Raw genomic sequence first — 15,714 nt, forward strand, 5'->3', positions numbered from 1 at the left:
TATGTCTGACCCTACACTTTTTGATTATTCAATGATCAAAGGTACAGTTGATGCTATTTTATTTCAAAATACGGATAATTTTTATACTGTTCTAAAAGTAGATACTATAGAATCAAATGAAAAATTTGATAGTATGCCAACTGTGGTAGGGTTTCTTCCCAATGTAGTTGAAGGCGATGTTTATACTTTTAAAGGGCAAGTCGTACAACATCCACGTTATGGTAAGCAATTAAAGGCTGAAACATTTGAAAAAGAATTACCTCAAACTAAAGAAGCCATTATTAGTTACTTATCAAGTGATTTATTTAAAGGCATCGGTAAAAAAACGGCTCAAAACATTGTAAATACACTAGGTGAAAATGCTATAAATGATATTTTAACTCGTCCAGAAATCTTAGAAAGTGTACCTAGTTTACCAAAGAAGAAACAAAAGCAAATTGCTGATCAGATTAATGCAAACCAAGAATCTGAGAAAATTATGATACGTTTACACGACCTAGGGTTTGGTCCGAAATTATCAATGGCTATATATCAGTTCTATATGGGTGATACTTTAAATGTCTTAGATAAAAATCCTTACCAATTAGTATATGACATTAAAGGTATTGGTTTTAATAAGGCTGACCAACTTGCTCGAAATGTCGGTATTGAGCCACATTCACCTGAAAGATTAAAAGCAGCATTATTATTTACGTTAGAAGAAGAATGTATCAAACAAGGACATACATATCTACCTCGTACAATTGTTATAGAAACAACACAAAATTTACTCAATGAAGATATTGAGAAACCAATTGAAACAGAGCAATTACTAGAAATCATTGACGTTTTATCAGAAGAGAAAAAATTAATATCTGAAGCTGATCAGGTATCAATTCCAAGTTTATACTATTCAGAATTGAAAAGTGTGCAAAACTTATACCGAATTAAAACAAACACATCTAAATTAAAAGAAATAGAACAGTCTGATTTACAAATACATATTGGTGATATTGAGTCACAAAATGAGGTTAATTACTCTGCCTCTCAAAAAGAAGCGCTTGAAACAGCAATAAATTCTAAAATTATGCTTTTAACTGGTGGTCCGGGTACCGGTAAAACCACAGTCATTAAAGGTATAGTTGAATTATATGCAGAAATACATGGGCTCTCGCTCGATTATGATGATTACAATGAAGATGATTATCCAGTAGTGTTAGCTGCACCCACTGGTCGTGCTTCTAAGCGCCTTCACGAATCGACAGGTTTAGAAGCAATGACAATTCATCGTTTAATCGGTTGGAACCAAGATACACAACCACAGGATATTTTAGAAAATGAGATCAATGCAAGACTCATTATCATCGATGAAATGTCAATGGTAGATACTTGGTTGTTCCATCAATTTTTAAGCGCTGTGCCTTTAGAAGCACAAATTGTATTTGTCGGAGATGAAGATCAGTTACCATCAGTAGGTCCAGGACAGGTATTTAAAGACCTTATTGATTCTGAAATAATACCGCGTGTTAATCTTACCGAAGTATATCGTCAGCAAGATGGTTCCAGTATTATTGACTTAGCTCACCGTATGAAATTAAATGAACCTATCGATATTACTAAACGTTATCATGATCGTAGTTTTATTCGTTGTGGTACGAATCAAATTCCAGACGTTGTTGATAAAGTAGTTAAAAGCGCTGTAGCTAAAGGCTATGATATGAGTGATATACAAGTTTTGGCTCCTATGTATAAAGGTAACGCTGGTATTAAGAGACTTAACCAAGTTCTACAATCTATTCTTAATCCGAAGCAACAAGATGATCGTGAAATAGAATTTGGTGAAGCTGTGTTTAGAAAAGGGGATAAAGTACTTCAGTTAGTTAATCGACCTAATGATAATATATTTAATGGGGATATAGGTATAATAGTAGGTATATTTTGGGCCAAAGAAAATGCTCTAAATAAGGATGTGTTAGTTGTAGATTTTGAAGGTAATGAAATTACATTTACTAAACAAGATTTAATGGAACTAACACATGCATATTGTACATCTATCCATAAATCACAAGGTTCAGAATTTCCTATTGTAATTATGCCTATTGTTAGACAATATTATAGGATGTTACAACGTCCCATTCTTTATACAGGATTAACTAGAGCTAAACAATCACTTGTTTTGCTTGGTGAACAAGAAGCATTTGATATAGGTTTAAAAACAAATGGACAAATACGATTAACGCAATTAAATGATTTGTTAAAATCGTATTTTGGACAAAACAAAGATAATTTAACTACAAATAAACAAACGATTAACGAACAAAAAGAAAATAACAATCATCTGGATTTGAAAAATGAAAAAGAAAATGATATCCAATTAAACGAGTCGACAATTTTCCAAATCGATCCAATGATTAATATGGGGGAAATGACGCCATATGACTTCGTTGAACGTTGACAAATCAATAAAAAGAAAATAAAATGAAATTAAGTAAGTATAGAGACGAGTAAATAACTTTTGAATTATAGAGATGTACTGGTTGGTGAAAAGTACAAACAAAATTATTGAATGCTACTCTATATTAGTTAAATAAAGTATACAAAGTGATAAGAAATAGTAGACAAACAAAATTCAAGTATGTAAATAGGTCACAATTCTTATAACTAGGGTGGTACCGCGATAACGTTCGTCCCTTTGTGGATGAACGTTTTTATATTCTTGAATAATACTCAACTATGACTATCTAACTGCGATAACAAAAACGTATGAAGGAGAGTTTTTATTTATGAAAAAAATGAAAGCTAGTGAAATTAGGCAAAAATATTTGAATTTCTTTGTAGAAAAAGGACATATGATTGAACCGTCTGCACCACTTGTACCTATCGATGATGATTCATTATTGTGGATCAATTCTGGTGTAGCTACCTTGAAAAAATACTTTGACGGACGCGAAACTCCTAAAAAACCAAGAATTGTCAATTCTCAAAAAGCTATACGAACAAACGATATAGAAAACGTCGGTTTTACTGCTCGCCATCATACTTTTTTTGAGATGCTAGGTAATTTTTCAATCGGTGACTACTTTAAACATGAAGCGATTGAATTTGCTTGGGAATTTCTAACAAGTGATAAATGGATGGGCATGGAACCTGAGAAGCTATATGTGACTATTCATCCTGAAGATACTGAAGCTTTTAGAATTTGGCATGAAGACATTGGTTTAGAGGAAAGTCGCATCATTCGAATAGAAGGCAATTTTTGGGATATCGGGGAAGGACCATCTGGACCAAATACAGAAATTTTCTATGATCGTGGATCGGCTTATGGAAAAGATGATCCTGCTGAAGAAATGTATCCTGGTGGTGAAAATGAAAGATATTTAGAAGTTTGGAATCTAGTGTTTAGTGAGTTTAATCACAATAAAGACAATACTTACACACCACTACCAAATAAAAATATTGATACTGGCATGGGATTAGAACGTATGACGTCTATCTCACAAAATGTAAGAACAAATTATGAAACAGACTTATTTATGCCTATAATTAAGGAAGTAGAACATGTTTCAGGAAAAAAATATTTAATTGATGATGCACAAGATGTTGCATTTAAAGTTATCGCAGACCACATTAGAACGATTTCTTTCGCAATTGCTGATGGCGCATTACCAGCTAATGAGGGTAGAGGATATGTATTAAGAAGATTATTACGCAGAGCAGTTCGCTTTAGCCAATCATTAGGAATTAATGAACCATTTATGTATAAACTTGTTGATATAGTCGCTGATATCATGGAACCATATTATCCAAATGTCAAAGACAAATCCAACTTTATTAAACGTGTCATTAAATCAGAGGAAGAACGCTTCCATGAAACGCTTGAGGAAGGTCTTACGATTTTAAATGAACTGATAAAAGAAGCGAAGAATAGTGATCAGGTTATTAAAGGTCATGATGCTTTTAAGTTATATGATACTTATGGATTCCCAATAGAATTAACTGAAGAATTAGCAACTCAAGAAAATTTGTCTGTTGATATGCCTACTTTTGAACAGGAAATGCAACAACAGAGAGATCGAGCTAGACAAGCTCGACAGAATTCTCAATCAATGCAAGTTCAAAGTGAAGTACTAAAAAATATTCAAGATGAAAGTCAATTTGTTGGCTATGAAACTACGGACTATCAATCATTAATAACTCATATCATATACAATGGTGAAGAAGTTAAACATGTTGAAGCAGGAGAAACAATTTACTTTATTTTAAGAGAAACGCCTTTCTATGCAGTAAGTGGTGGACAGGTCGCAGATAAGGGAACAGTTGGTAATGAGAGCTTTGAAATAAATGTAACTGACGTAACTAAAGCGCCTAATGGCCAAAACTTACACAAAGGTATTGTGCAATTTGGTGAAGCAACACAGAACGCGAAAGTAGAAGCACGTGTTAACAAAGAGGATAGACGACTTATTCAAAAAAATCATAGTGCTACACATTTATTACATGCTGCATTAAAAGAAGTATTAGGAGATCATGTTAATCAGGCTGGTTCGTTAGTAGAACCTGAAAGACTACGTTTTGATTTCTCACATTTTGGTCCTATGACACAAGAAGAAATTAATTTAGTAGAACGTAGAGTAAATGAAGAAATTTGGAGAGCTATCGACGTCCGTATTCAAGAAATGAGTATTGAAGAAGCCAAATCAATAGGCGCTATGGCTTTATTTGGTGAAAAATATGGAGATATTGTTCGCGTTGTCAATATGGCACCATTTTCAATAGAATTGTGCGGTGGAATACATGTGAATAATACTGCGGAAATTGGTCTCTTTAAGATTGTGAGTGAATCTGGAACAGGTGCCGGTGTTAGAAGAATTGAAGCTTTAACAGGTAAAGGTGCATTCTTACATCTTGAAGAAATTGAAACACAGTTTAATAATATTAAAAATCATTTAAAAGTTAAATCCGATAACCAAGTAGTTGAAAAAGTTAAACAACTTCAAGAAGAAGAAAAAGGACTGCTTAAACAATTAGAACAACGCAACAAAGAAATAACATCACTAAAGATGGGGAACATTGAAGAACAGGTTGAGTTGATTAATAATTTGAAAGTTTTAGCAACAGAAGTAGAAATTCCAAATCCAAAAGCGATACGTTCAACTATGGATGACTTTAAATCTAAACTTCAAGATACTATTATAGTGTTAGTCGGACAAGTTGATGGAAAGGTTTCTGTAATTGCTACAGTACCAAAATCACTTACAAATCAAGTAAAAGCTGGAGATCTTATCAAAAACATGACACCAATTATTGGTGGAAAAGGTGGAGGTCGTCCTGATATGGCTCAAGGTGGCGGAACTCAACCTGAAAAAATAACAGAAGCATTACGCTTTATTAAAGATTACATTAAAAATCTATAACTCCAATGAATAATGGTGTAGAATTAAAGTGAGTCAGAATACGCTTATTAAGGAGTGTCGTATATGGAAAATTTTGATAAAACAATGAAATTTAGTTATGAAGAAATTCCAAAGGAAGATGTCAAATCAGTTCTTCAGAATGTCCATCGTACATTAGAAGAACGTGGATATAATGCAGTTAATCAAATAGTGGGTTACTTATTATCTGGAGATCCTGCATATATTCCACGTCAAAATGAAGCAAGAAACCAAATACGTCATATAGACCGTGATGTAATTATGGAAGAACTCGTTTCAAACTATTTAAAAGAGTCTAAGAATTAATATGCTAAAGCATAAAATTTTAGGACTAGATGTTGGAAGTAAAACTGTTGGCATTGCTATAAGTGACCTTATGGGTTGGACTGCTCAAGGGTTAGACACACTCCGTATCAACGAAGAACAAGATGATTTAGGAATTGATCAACTCGTGAAGATTATTAAAGATAATCAAGTTGGAACTGTTGTTATTGGCTTGCCCAAGAATATGAACAATTCAATAGGTTTTCGGGGAGAGGCTTCAATAAAATATAAAGAAAAGTTACAAGAGTCTATCCCTTCTATTGATATTGTTATGTGGGACGAACGTTTAAGTACAATGGCTGCTGAAAGATCTTTACTTGAAGCAGATGTTTCAAGACAAAAAAGAAAAAAGGTAATAGATAAAATGGCAGCTGTATTTATTTTACAAGGCTATTTAGATTCTATTCAATAAAGGAGAAATTAAAAATGACAGAACATAATCACGATGCTGAGTTAACAATAAATAATGAAGAGGAATTACTTACGTTATATGATGAAAACGGAAATGAAGTTTTATACCGTAAAATGTTAGAATTTTATCATCCAGAATTCAAAAAAGAATATGTCGTTCTTGCAGAAGAAGGTGCACAATCAGATGACGAAGATATGATTGAACTTGTACCAATGATAAATGAACCTGATGAGTCTGGTGATGGTGGGAAATTAGTCCCTATTGAAACAGATGAAGAATGGGATATGATTGAAGAAGTTGTAAATACTGAGATTAACGAATAATCTTTAAAAGATGTTGTATGAGAAGTGTAATTGAGATTCTAGGTCTCTTACATCAAGGAATTATATTGAGAGGGAAAGTTTAATATTATTAAATTTTCAACTTAGTTACCATCTTAAATTACTTTCAAAATGCCTGAGACAATCAATGCTGTCCCAGGCATTTTAATATTAGAATTATTTAAATTTACCCTACTAATAATAATGCTTGGAGACATATTCGTATAATTGCCTCTTATAAAAATCTTTGAATTATGGTAAAATGTCTAAAGTTAATTTCTATGAATACTCATATTTACTTCTAATATAAAAGTATAGAAGAATTACTATTATAATCAGTCATTTTCATTGATTAACTATCAACATAATCAATACATGGGCTGATTTATTTTGTTTTTGTAATTGTTAATGATAAAGGAAGTTTTAATGATATGGATTCAAATCAAAAATATTTAGCACAATTACATCAATCAATTGATACTGAAATCGAAGAACTTAGAGTTTATGCTGAAGAAAATCAAGTTCCTATTGTAGATAAATTAACACTTGATTTGATAAGACAACTCATTCGAATGAATAGAACTAAAAATATTTTAGAAATTGGTACAGCCATTGGTTATAGTTCAATGCAATTCGCTAATATTTCGAAAGATATAAATGTAACAACAATTGAACGAAATGAAGACATGATTCATCTTGCAAAAAAGTTCATAAAAAAGTATCGATACCAGAATCAAATCCGTTTAATTGAATACGATGCTTTGAATGCATTTGAACAAGTCAATGACAAACAATATGATATGATATTTATCGACGCAGCTAAAGCACAATCAATGAAATTTTTCCAACTATATACACCGTTATTAAAAAAAGGTGGAATTGTGGTTACTGATAATGTTTTATATCATGGATTTGTTTCAAATATAGACGTTGTTCGTTCGAGAAATGTGAAACAAATGGTTAAGAAAGTGCAACAGTACAATGAATGGTTGATGGAGCAATCTCAATTTACAACAAACTTTATAAATATGGATGATGGATTAGCAATATCTATAAAAGGAGAATGACTATGGTTGAATTATTAGTTACTCCTAAGTCAATAACTCATATGGAAACACTAATAGATAAAGGTGCAGACGCATTTGTTATTGGTGAACAAAAATTTGGTTTAAGACTGCCGGGAGAATTTAATCGTGATGCTATGCAAGAAGCTGTAGCATTAGCCCATAAAAATAACAAAAAAGTATACGCTGCTGTGAATGGTATTTTCCATAATTACCACTTAGATGCCTTGGAAGACTATATTAACTTTTTACATGATATTCAAGTAGATCGCATTATATTTGGTGATCCAGCTGTCGTTATGTATGTTAAACAACACGAGCATCCAATTCCATTAAATTGGGATGCTGAAACTCTTGTAACGAATTATTTTCAGTGTAATTACTGGGGGAAAAAAGGTGCAAATAGAGCAGTTTTAGCTCGAGAACTTAGTTTAGATGAAATAATTCATATTAAAGAGCATGCTGATGTAGAGATAGAAGTTCAAGTTCATGGTATGACTTGTATGTTTCAATCCAAAAGAATGCTATTAGGAAATTATTATACTTTCCAAGAGCGACAAATGAAGATAGAACGCCAACATGATCATGGAGACTTATTATTATATGATGAAGAAAGAGATAATAAATATCCAGTTTTTGAAGATTATAATGGTACTCACATCATGTCTCCAAATGATATCTGTTTAATAGAAGAATTAGAGCCTTTTTTTGAGGCAGGAATAGATGCGTTTAAGATAGATGGTATTTTACAAAGTGAAGAATATATAAATGTAGTCACAGAGCAATATCGAGAAGCTATAGATTTATTTAATGAAGATCCGGATGCATATGAAGATGAAAAATTCATGCTCGTTGATCCTATAGAAGAAATACAACCTGAACATCGTCCATTCGACGAAGGTTTCTTGTATAAACAAACAGTATATTAAGGAGGCTTATCATTAAAATGAAAACTTTAGAAGAAGTTAAATCCAAAACCCAAAAGATAATGAAAAAGCCTGAACTACTTGCACCAGCTGGTAACTTAGAGAAACTTAAGATTGCTGTTCATTATGGTGCAGATGCAGTGTTTTTAGGTGGCCAAGAATATGGATTACGTTCTAATGCTGATAATTTTACTATGGAAGAAATTGCTGAAGGTGTAGACTTTGCTAATCGTTATGGCGCTAAAATTTATGTTACAACGAATATTATTGCACATGATGAAAATATGGAGGGACTAGAAGAGTACTTACAAAACCTTGAATCTACAGGTGCTACTGGTATCATAGTAGCGGATCCTCTTATCATAGAAACTTGTAAAAAAGTTGCGCCCAGATTAGAAATTCATTTATCAACACAACAATCACTTTCAAATTATAAAGCTGTTGAATTTTGGAAACAAGAAGGATTAGACCGTGTTGTACTTGCACGTGAAACTGGTGCAATGGAAATGAGTGAAATGAAAGAAAAAGTTGATATTGAAATAGAAGCGTTTATACATGGCGCAATGTGTATCGCATATTCTGGTCGTTGTACTTTAAGTAATCATATGACAGCTCGAGATTCTAATCGAGGTGGTTGTTGTCAGAGTTGTCGTTGGGACTATGATTTACTTGAAGTTGATAGTGATGGAGAATTAGATTTATATTACGACAATAGTGATGTTACTCCTTTTGCAATGAGTCCTAAAGATTTAAAATTAATAGAATCTATACCTCAAATGATGGAATTAGGCATCGATTCGTTAAAAATTGAGGGACGAATGAAATCTATACATTATATTGCCACAGTTGTTTCTGTATATCGTAAAGTCATTGATGCATATGCCGAGGACCCCGAAAACTTTAAAATAAAAACGGAATGGTTAATGGAATTAAATAAATGTGCCAATCGTGACACAGCACCAGCTTTCTTTCAAGGTACACCTGGTTATGAAGAGCAAATGTTTGGTGAAGAACAGTCTAAAAAATCATCTTATGATTTTTGTGGCCTCGTGCTAGATTATGACCATGAAACACAATTAGCAACAATACAGCAGAGAAATCATTTTAAACCAGGACAAGAAATTGAGTTCTTTGGTCCAGAAATTGATAGTTTTAAACAAGTTGTTGAAGCGATTTACGACGAAGAAGGTAATTCTTTAGATGCAGCACGTCATCCATTACAAATTGTACAAATTAAAGTAGATAAGCCTATTTATTCTAACAACATGATGAGAAAGGAAATTGGCTAATGAATCAGACAACGATTATTGGCATTGCAGGGGGTTCAGGCTCTGGGAAAACCACAGTTACTAATGCAATCATGAAGAATTTAGAAGGTCATAGTGTCGCACTCTTAGCACAAGATTATTACTATAAAGATCAATCACATTTAACTTTTGAAGAACGGCTTGAAACAAATTATGACCACCCATTTGCATTTGATAATGATTTACTTATTCATAATTTAAAAGATTTAAGAAATGGAAAACCAGTAGAGGTACCTACGTACGATTATTCTCAACATACACGTAGTAAAGAAACAATTGCATTTGATCCAAAAGATGTTATTATCGTAGAAGGTATCTTTGCTTTAGAAAACAACACATTACGAGACATGATGGATGTGAAAATTTATGTCGATACTGATGCTGATTTACGAATTTTACGTAGGCTTACAAGAGATACTAAAGAGCGTGGTCGTACAATGGAATCAGTAATTAATCAATATCTTAATGTAGTAAGACCTATGCATGAGCAATTTATTGAACCTACAAAAAAGCATGCTGACATCATAATTCCTGAAGGAGGCAGCAATAAAGTTGCCATAGATATTATGACTACTAAAATCCAGTCACTCGTAAGCAAAAAATAGTAATTTTTATAGTAAAGGAAGATGAGATTTATGGAAAACCAAAAACAATATCCTATGACTCAAGAAGGTTATGAGAAACTTGAACAAGAATTAGAAGAATTAAAAACGGTTAAAAGACCTGAGGTAGTTGAAAAAATAAAAGTAGCTCGTTCATTTGGAGACCTATCTGAGAACTCTGAATATGATGCTGCTAAAGATGAACAAGGCTTTATTGAACAAGATATACAACGTATTGAACATATGATTAGAAATGCGTTAATCATTGAAGATAACGGTGATAACAATGTAGTTCAAATTGGTAAAACAGTTACTTTTATTGAATTACCTGGAGATGAAGAAGAAAGTTATCAAATCGTTGGTTCTGCTGAAGCTGACGCATTTAAAGGAAAAATTTCTAACGAATCTCCAATGGCAAAAGCACTAATCGGTAAAGGATTAAATGATCAAGTACGTGTTCCACTTCCTAACGGTGGCGAAATGAATGTTAAAATCGTTGAAATTAAATAATTTACTAAATGGGGGAAATCGAACTTAAATATCATTGAAGTACTTTCCAAACTCGGTTCCGGATAGTAATATATATAAATTTTGAGTTCAATGAGTCTGGGATATAATTCCTAGCAAAATAGCCAGTAAATGAATTTTTTATAAATTCATTACTGGCTTCTTTATTGTATAAAGAAAACCATGCGCTATGCGTATGGTTCAGAAAAGGTTTTACCGTTATCTAAAAAAACATCTCATCATGCTAGAATATATATTGGTCAGCCAACCAAAATATTCAACACGAGGAGATGCTTTTTTATGTCATCTGACACAAACAGTTTAGCACATACAAAATGGAATTGTAAGTATCACATAGTCTTTGTACCAAAATATAGAAGACAAGTGATATACGGAAAAATCAAAAGAGATATTGGAGTTATTTTACGTCAACTATGTGAAAGAAAAGGCGTAGAAATAATAGAAGCAGAAGCATCTAAAGATCATATTCATATGTTAGTTAGTATTCCACCTAAATTAGGAGTATCCTCATTTGTTGGATATTTAAAAGGTAAAAGCAGTTTAATGATTTTTGATAGACATGCTAATTTAAAATATAGATATGGAAATAGAAAGTTTTGGTGTAAAGGATTTTATGTAGATACAGTAGGTAGAAATAAAAAGGTAATTGAAAATTACATTCGTAATCAATTACAAGAAGATATCGTTGCAGATCAAATTTCAATGGAAGAATACCTAGATCCCTTTACAGGAGAAGAAATTAAAAAAAGACGAAAAAAATAGTACCCCTTTAGGGGTGCTGGGAAAGTAGTGCAGTTGGCTGACCTATCAGTGCCCTTTTAGGGCTGGCCAGTAAGAAAGGCTTATAGCCGTAGAACAAACCACCCGTTCATACGGGTGGTTTTGATTTACTTATCCTGGAACTTTATGTCCCTGACTCATAAAAAGTGCATTATACTTGTAGTTTGATAGTTATGATTACACTTCAATGCACTTTAAAAGTTGAGACTATTTTCGATGTCTCAGGTATTTTGTGTAATTTGAGAATGGTTTAAATAAATGTTTGATGAGGTTTTATCCACCAAAATATGACAAACTGTTATCAATATGATTAAATGATAATAGAAATTTAATGTTTGGAAGTTTGCAATAATTAAGATAACCCAATAACTTTAATTCAATTTATTATTTGTTATTATTAGCTATTTGAATTAATTATTAAACAACATCTTTATTGCAATGGTACAATAAAATTGTTGTAACAAATAATTCCTTAGTATTTTTAAAAGGAGGGATTTTGTTTTGAGGACACAATTTATTAATGAACAAACAATGATGATTTACTTTGAAAATGAAATTAGTGAATCAACTTTCAAAAAGGTACAACAAACAATTCAATATATAAAATCGAAAAATTTATCTGAAATAACAAACATGATACCTTCATATCGTGCTATTCTAATTTACTTTGATAATTCGGGGATAAACGGAACTGAATTATTAGAAAATTTAGAACTCGATGAAAATTCGAACAGTAGAAAACAATCACATTTTAAACAGCGTATCATTCATATACCTGTATTATATGGTGGAGATTTTGGTCCAGATTTATCAGAAGTAGCTAACGTTAATAAATTAAGTCAGGAAGAAGTTATTCAAATACATACACAACAACCTTATCTAATCTATATGCTTGGGTTTATGCCGGGTTTCCCATACTTAGGTGGATTGGATGCTAAGTTGCACACACCTAGACGGTCTGAACCTAGAATCAAAATTAACGCTGGTTCTGTTGGAATAGCAAATAATCAAACAGGTTTATATCCTATGGACTCACCTGGTGGTTGGCAGATAATTGGTCGCACACCAATAAAAGTCTTTGATTTAAATAGGACACCAATGACGTTATATGAAGCTGGTGATTACATACAATTTTATAGTATAAATTATCAAGAGTTTGAAAAAATATCAAACGATATTAATAAAGGAAAATTTGATATAGATAAGTGGGTGACATATCAAGATGAGTATTAAAATTTTAAAGCCTGGCCTGTTTTCAACAATTCAAGATATAGGTAGATTAGGGTATCAGGATTTAGGATTTTCTGAAGCAGGTGCATTAGATTACTATAGTTTATCTATTGCCCAAAAACTTATCGGAAATCATGGACCAGCAATTGAATATACTTTAGTAGGTCCTAATATAGAATTTTTAACAGACAATACTTTTGCCATTGTCGGTGGTGATTCAGAACCGAAACTTAATGGTAACAAAATTGACTTATTAACTGTTTATCATGTAAGAAATGGAGACCAATTAGACATTGGTCAAATCACTGAAGGAGCAAGAGGATATATTGTTTTTGGACACCCACTTAAAATTAATAAAGTGGCTCAAAGCTATTCTACACATGTTAGAAGTGGAATGGGCGGATTTAAAGGTCGTGCATTAAAGAAATACGATGTTATTGCAACTCAAGTAAATCATAACTATAAAACTAATTTAGGAAAAACAATTGATTTCTCATCTATACCTGATAATAATTACATACACGTCATTGAAGGACCTCAGATCAATGAATTTGATGAAGAAACGATAGCTAAATTCGTAAATAGCGATTTCAAAATTTCTGATCAATCAGATCGAATGGGATACAGATTAAAAGGTAATACAGTAGCACCTAAAAATAGTGCTGATATCATTTCTGAACCTGTCGCTTTGGGAAGTATTCAAGTACCTAACGATGGTAATCCCATTATTCTTTTAAATGATAAGCAAACAATTGGTGGTTATACAAAAATTGCAACGGTAACACAATTAGATTTAAGAAAATTAGCACAGATGAAGCCTGGAGACATTATACAGTTTAAATGGATAACTGTTGAAGAAGCTTCAAAAAAGCTTAAAGAATTTAATACTAAATTTGAACAATTATTAAAGCGTTTTGATGAGCAACCATTGTTTAACCTAAATCAACTTAGACATACTTCTAATAAAATCGCAGAAATAATTAAGGAGGATAGATAAATGGATATTAAAAAAATTGAGGAAGTCATTAAATTGGTAAAAGCTAATGATGTAAAAAAATTTAAGTATAAGGACTCTCATAATGAAATAGAACTTGATTTTACTAATGGAGCATCTCAACAACATTCGCAACAATCATCTCAAGATATTCAACAAGAGAATATTAAATCCTTAGATGAAAAGCAAGAGTCCATATCAAATGACCAGCAAGAGATTAAATCTCCTATGGTTGGAACATTTTTCTTACAAGATAGTAAAGAACTAACAGAACCTAAGATTAAAGTTGGCGATACTGTAACTGAAGGAGATATTATCGGTTACATTGAAGCTATGAAAGTTATGAATGAAGTAACTACGGATGTTACTGGTGAGGTCACTGAAATATTAGTAGAACATGGAGACAATGTTGAATATGATCAGCTACTAGTCAGAGTTAAATAGGAGGAATTCAATGATGTATCGATGTTTGATTGCAAATAGAGGCGAAATAGCAGTAAGAATTATAAGAGCTTGTAGAGAGCTTAACATAGAGACAGTTGCCATTTATGCAAAAGGTGATGAAAATAGCTTACATGTAAGTTTAGCCGATCAAGCAATATGCATAGGTGAAGCAAATCCATTAGACAGTTATTTAAATATTGATCGTATTATATCTGCTGCAAAAGTTACAGAATCAAACGTAATTCACCCTGGCTATGGTTTCTTATCGGAATCTACGAATTTTGCGAAAGCCGTTGAAGACAATCATATACATTTTATTGGACCTAGTAAGACAACTATGGAAATGATGGGGGATAAAATTACTGCCAGACAAACTGTTAAACAAGCAGGAGTACCTGTTATACCAGGTTCTAATGATGCTGTTCAAAGTGTAGATGAAATTAAATTATTATCCAAAGAAATAGGATTTCCAGTTGTACTAAAAGCAGCTAGTGGTGGTGGTGGGAAAGGCATCAGAATTGTTAAAGAAGCATCTCATTTGGATCAGGCTTTGAAAGAAGCTAAAAGTGAAGGACAAAAATATTTTAATGATGATCGAGTGTATGTAGAGGCGTTCATACCAGTAGCAAAACATGTAGAAGTGCAGATTATCGGAGACGGTAAAAATAACTATGTTCACTTAGGTGAACGCGATTGTTCTGTTCAACGAAAGAATCAAAAATTAATAGAAGAAGCGCCTTGTGCTGCATTAACTGAAGAAAGAAGAACAAGAATATGTGGCGACGCAGTTAAAGTAGCTCAAGCTTCAAGATATCGTAGTGCTGGAACAATAGAATTTTTAGTTACAGAAGATGCACATTATTTTATTGAAATGAATGCTCGTATTCAAGTTGAACATACAGTTACAGAAATGCGTGCTGATAGAGACCTATTACAAGCTCAGTTATATTTATTAACACACGGTGAATTACCATTCACTCAGAAAGATATTTTATTTAATGGTCATGTAATTGAGGCGCGTATAAATGCTGAAAATCCTGAAAAAAACTTTTTACCCACTCCAGGAAAAGTTAATAAATTACACTTACCACAAGGATTTAATATACGTGTAGATTCTTTACTTTACACAGGTTATCAGGTTTCTCCTTATTATGATTCACTTGTAGCTAAAGTGATTGTAAAGGATTCTAATAGACAAACTGCTATTAATAAATTAAAAGTTGCGTTAGATGAAATGGTCATCGAAGGTTTTACTACTACAGCTGACTTTTTATATGCGGTTTTAAATTATCCAATATATGCAAAAGGCGATGCCAGTAAAGTAGATATAAAATTTCTTGAAAAACATCAAATCATTAAAGAGGTGAAATGA

At 32.4% G+C, this 15,714-nt stretch carries 15 protein-coding genes; all 15 read left to right on the plus strand.

Features of this window, described 5'->3' with window-relative positions; translation table 11 throughout:
- Nucleotide 1 precedes the first annotated feature (1 nt).
- The 15 genes from recD2 to FNL83_RS06045 all read left to right on the plus strand — a co-directional run bounded on the left by recD2 (nucleotide 2) and on the right by FNL83_RS06045 (nucleotide 15,714).
- Nucleotides 2-2,434, plus strand: a complete 2,433-nt coding sequence (recD2, locus tag FNL83_RS05975; RefSeq protein ID WP_001830904.1) for an SF1B family DNA helicase RecD2 — start codon at nucleotides 2-4, stop codon at nucleotides 2,432-2,434.
- 328 nt (nucleotides 2,435-2,762) lie between these two features.
- Nucleotides 2,763-5,393, plus strand: coding sequence for an alanine--tRNA ligase (alaS, locus tag FNL83_RS05980; protein WP_001830814.1), 2,631 nt, complete (start codon nucleotides 2,763-2,765; stop codon nucleotides 5,391-5,393).
- A gap of 63 nt (nucleotides 5,394-5,456) precedes the next feature.
- The gene (locus FNL83_RS05985; protein WP_001830883.1) at nucleotides 5,457-5,717 is read left to right on the plus strand and encodes an IreB family regulatory phosphoprotein; all 261 of its coding nucleotides are present in this window, start codon (nucleotides 5,457-5,459) and stop codon (nucleotides 5,715-5,717) included.
- A 1-nt stretch (nucleotide 5,718) separates the two neighbouring features.
- Nucleotides 5,719-6,147 carry a Holliday junction resolvase RuvX gene (gene ruvX / locus FNL83_RS05990; RefSeq protein WP_001830837.1) on the plus strand — a complete coding sequence of 143 codons (429 nt, stop codon included), beginning with the start codon at nucleotides 5,719-5,721 and terminating at the stop codon, nucleotides 6,145-6,147.
- Between the two features lie 14 nt (nucleotides 6,148-6,161).
- Nucleotides 6,162-6,470, plus strand: a complete 309-nt coding sequence (locus tag FNL83_RS05995) for a DUF1292 domain-containing protein (RefSeq protein ID WP_001830855.1) — start codon at nucleotides 6,162-6,164, stop codon at nucleotides 6,468-6,470.
- A 428-nt stretch (nucleotides 6,471-6,898) separates the two neighbouring features.
- Entirely contained in the window at nucleotides 6,899-7,534 is a 636-nt protein-coding gene (locus FNL83_RS06000; RefSeq protein WP_001830827.1) for an O-methyltransferase, read from the plus strand.
- Nucleotides 7,535-7,536: 2 nt separating this feature from the next.
- The gene (locus tag FNL83_RS06005) at nucleotides 7,537-8,460 is read left to right on the plus strand and encodes a peptidase U32 family protein (protein WP_002456168.1); all 924 of its coding nucleotides are present in this window, start codon (nucleotides 7,537-7,539) and stop codon (nucleotides 8,458-8,460) included.
- Between the two features lie 17 nt (nucleotides 8,461-8,477).
- Nucleotides 8,478-9,746 carry a peptidase U32 family protein gene (locus FNL83_RS06010; RefSeq protein ID WP_001830748.1) on the plus strand — a complete coding sequence of 423 codons (1,269 nt, stop codon included), beginning with the start codon at nucleotides 8,478-8,480 and terminating at the stop codon, nucleotides 9,744-9,746.
- On the plus strand, nucleotides 9,746-10,369 hold the full coding sequence (gene udk, locus FNL83_RS06015; RefSeq protein WP_001830824.1) for a uridine kinase: 624 nt from the start codon (nucleotides 9,746-9,748) through the stop codon (nucleotides 10,367-10,369). The genes FNL83_RS06010 and udk overlap by 1 nt, the downstream gene beginning before the upstream one ends.
- A gap of 30 nt (nucleotides 10,370-10,399) precedes the next feature.
- Nucleotides 10,400-10,876, plus strand: coding sequence for a transcription elongation factor GreA (gene greA / locus FNL83_RS06020; RefSeq protein WP_001830881.1), 477 nt, complete (start codon nucleotides 10,400-10,402; stop codon nucleotides 10,874-10,876).
- A 297-nt stretch (nucleotides 10,877-11,173) separates the two neighbouring features.
- The gene (gene tnpA, locus FNL83_RS06025; protein WP_001832700.1) at nucleotides 11,174-11,656 is read left to right on the plus strand and encodes an IS200/IS605-like element ISSep3 family transposase; all 483 of its coding nucleotides are present in this window, start codon (nucleotides 11,174-11,176) and stop codon (nucleotides 11,654-11,656) included.
- Nucleotides 11,657-12,175: 519 nt separating this feature from the next.
- Entirely contained in the window at nucleotides 12,176-12,907 is a 732-nt protein-coding gene (pxpB, locus tag FNL83_RS06030) for a 5-oxoprolinase subunit PxpB (RefSeq protein ID WP_001831296.1), read from the plus strand.
- On the plus strand, nucleotides 12,897-13,901 hold the full coding sequence (locus tag FNL83_RS06035; protein ID WP_001832780.1) for a 5-oxoprolinase subunit C family protein: 1,005 nt from the start codon (nucleotides 12,897-12,899) through the stop codon (nucleotides 13,899-13,901). Before pxpB ends, FNL83_RS06035 begins: the two co-directional genes overlap by 11 nt.
- On the plus strand, nucleotides 13,902-14,342 hold the full coding sequence (locus FNL83_RS06040) for an acetyl-CoA carboxylase biotin carboxyl carrier protein (RefSeq protein ID WP_001832766.1): 441 nt from the start codon (nucleotides 13,902-13,904) through the stop codon (nucleotides 14,340-14,342). It abuts the gene before it with no gap.
- Nucleotides 14,343-14,355: 13 nt separating this feature from the next.
- The gene (locus FNL83_RS06045) at nucleotides 14,356-15,714 is read left to right on the plus strand and encodes an acetyl-CoA carboxylase biotin carboxylase subunit (protein WP_002493556.1); all 1,359 of its coding nucleotides are present in this window, start codon (nucleotides 14,356-14,358) and stop codon (nucleotides 15,712-15,714) included.

Source organism: Staphylococcus epidermidis (assembly GCF_006742205.1).
GTDB lineage: Bacteria > Bacillota > Bacilli > Staphylococcales > Staphylococcaceae > Staphylococcus > Staphylococcus epidermidis.

Excerpts from the sequence above, each read along its gene's own strand:
- recD2 (WP_001830904.1), top strand. The coding sequence starts at position 2 with ATGTCTGACCCTACACTTTTTGATTATTCAATGATCAAAGGTACAGTT.
- alaS (WP_001830814.1), top strand. The coding sequence starts at position 2,763 with ATGAAAAAAATGAAAGCTAGTGAAATTAGGCAAAAATATTTGAATTTC.
- FNL83_RS05985 (WP_001830883.1), top strand. The coding sequence starts at position 5,457 with ATGGAAAATTTTGATAAAACAATGAAATTTAGTTATGAAGAAATTCCA.
- ruvX (WP_001830837.1), top strand. The coding sequence starts at position 5,719 with ATGCTAAAGCATAAAATTTTAGGACTAGATGTTGGAAGTAAAACTGTT.
- FNL83_RS05995 (WP_001830855.1), top strand. The coding sequence starts at position 6,162 with ATGACAGAACATAATCACGATGCTGAGTTAACAATAAATAATGAAGAG.
- FNL83_RS06000 (WP_001830827.1), top strand. The coding sequence starts at position 6,899 with ATGGATTCAAATCAAAAATATTTAGCACAATTACATCAATCAATTGAT.
- FNL83_RS06005 (WP_002456168.1), top strand. The coding sequence starts at position 7,537 with ATGGTTGAATTATTAGTTACTCCTAAGTCAATAACTCATATGGAAACA.
- FNL83_RS06010 (WP_001830748.1), top strand. The coding sequence starts at position 8,478 with ATGAAAACTTTAGAAGAAGTTAAATCCAAAACCCAAAAGATAATGAAA.
- udk (WP_001830824.1), top strand. The coding sequence starts at position 9,746 with ATGAATCAGACAACGATTATTGGCATTGCAGGGGGTTCAGGCTCTGGG.
- greA (WP_001830881.1), top strand. The coding sequence starts at position 10,400 with ATGGAAAACCAAAAACAATATCCTATGACTCAAGAAGGTTATGAGAAA.
- tnpA (WP_001832700.1), top strand. The coding sequence starts at position 11,174 with ATGTCATCTGACACAAACAGTTTAGCACATACAAAATGGAATTGTAAG.
- FNL83_RS06035 (WP_001832780.1), top strand. The coding sequence starts at position 12,897 with ATGAGTATTAAAATTTTAAAGCCTGGCCTGTTTTCAACAATTCAAGAT.
- FNL83_RS06040 (WP_001832766.1), top strand. The coding sequence starts at position 13,902 with ATGGATATTAAAAAAATTGAGGAAGTCATTAAATTGGTAAAAGCTAAT.
- FNL83_RS06045 (WP_002493556.1), top strand. The coding sequence starts at position 14,356 with ATGTATCGATGTTTGATTGCAAATAGAGGCGAAATAGCAGTAAGAATT.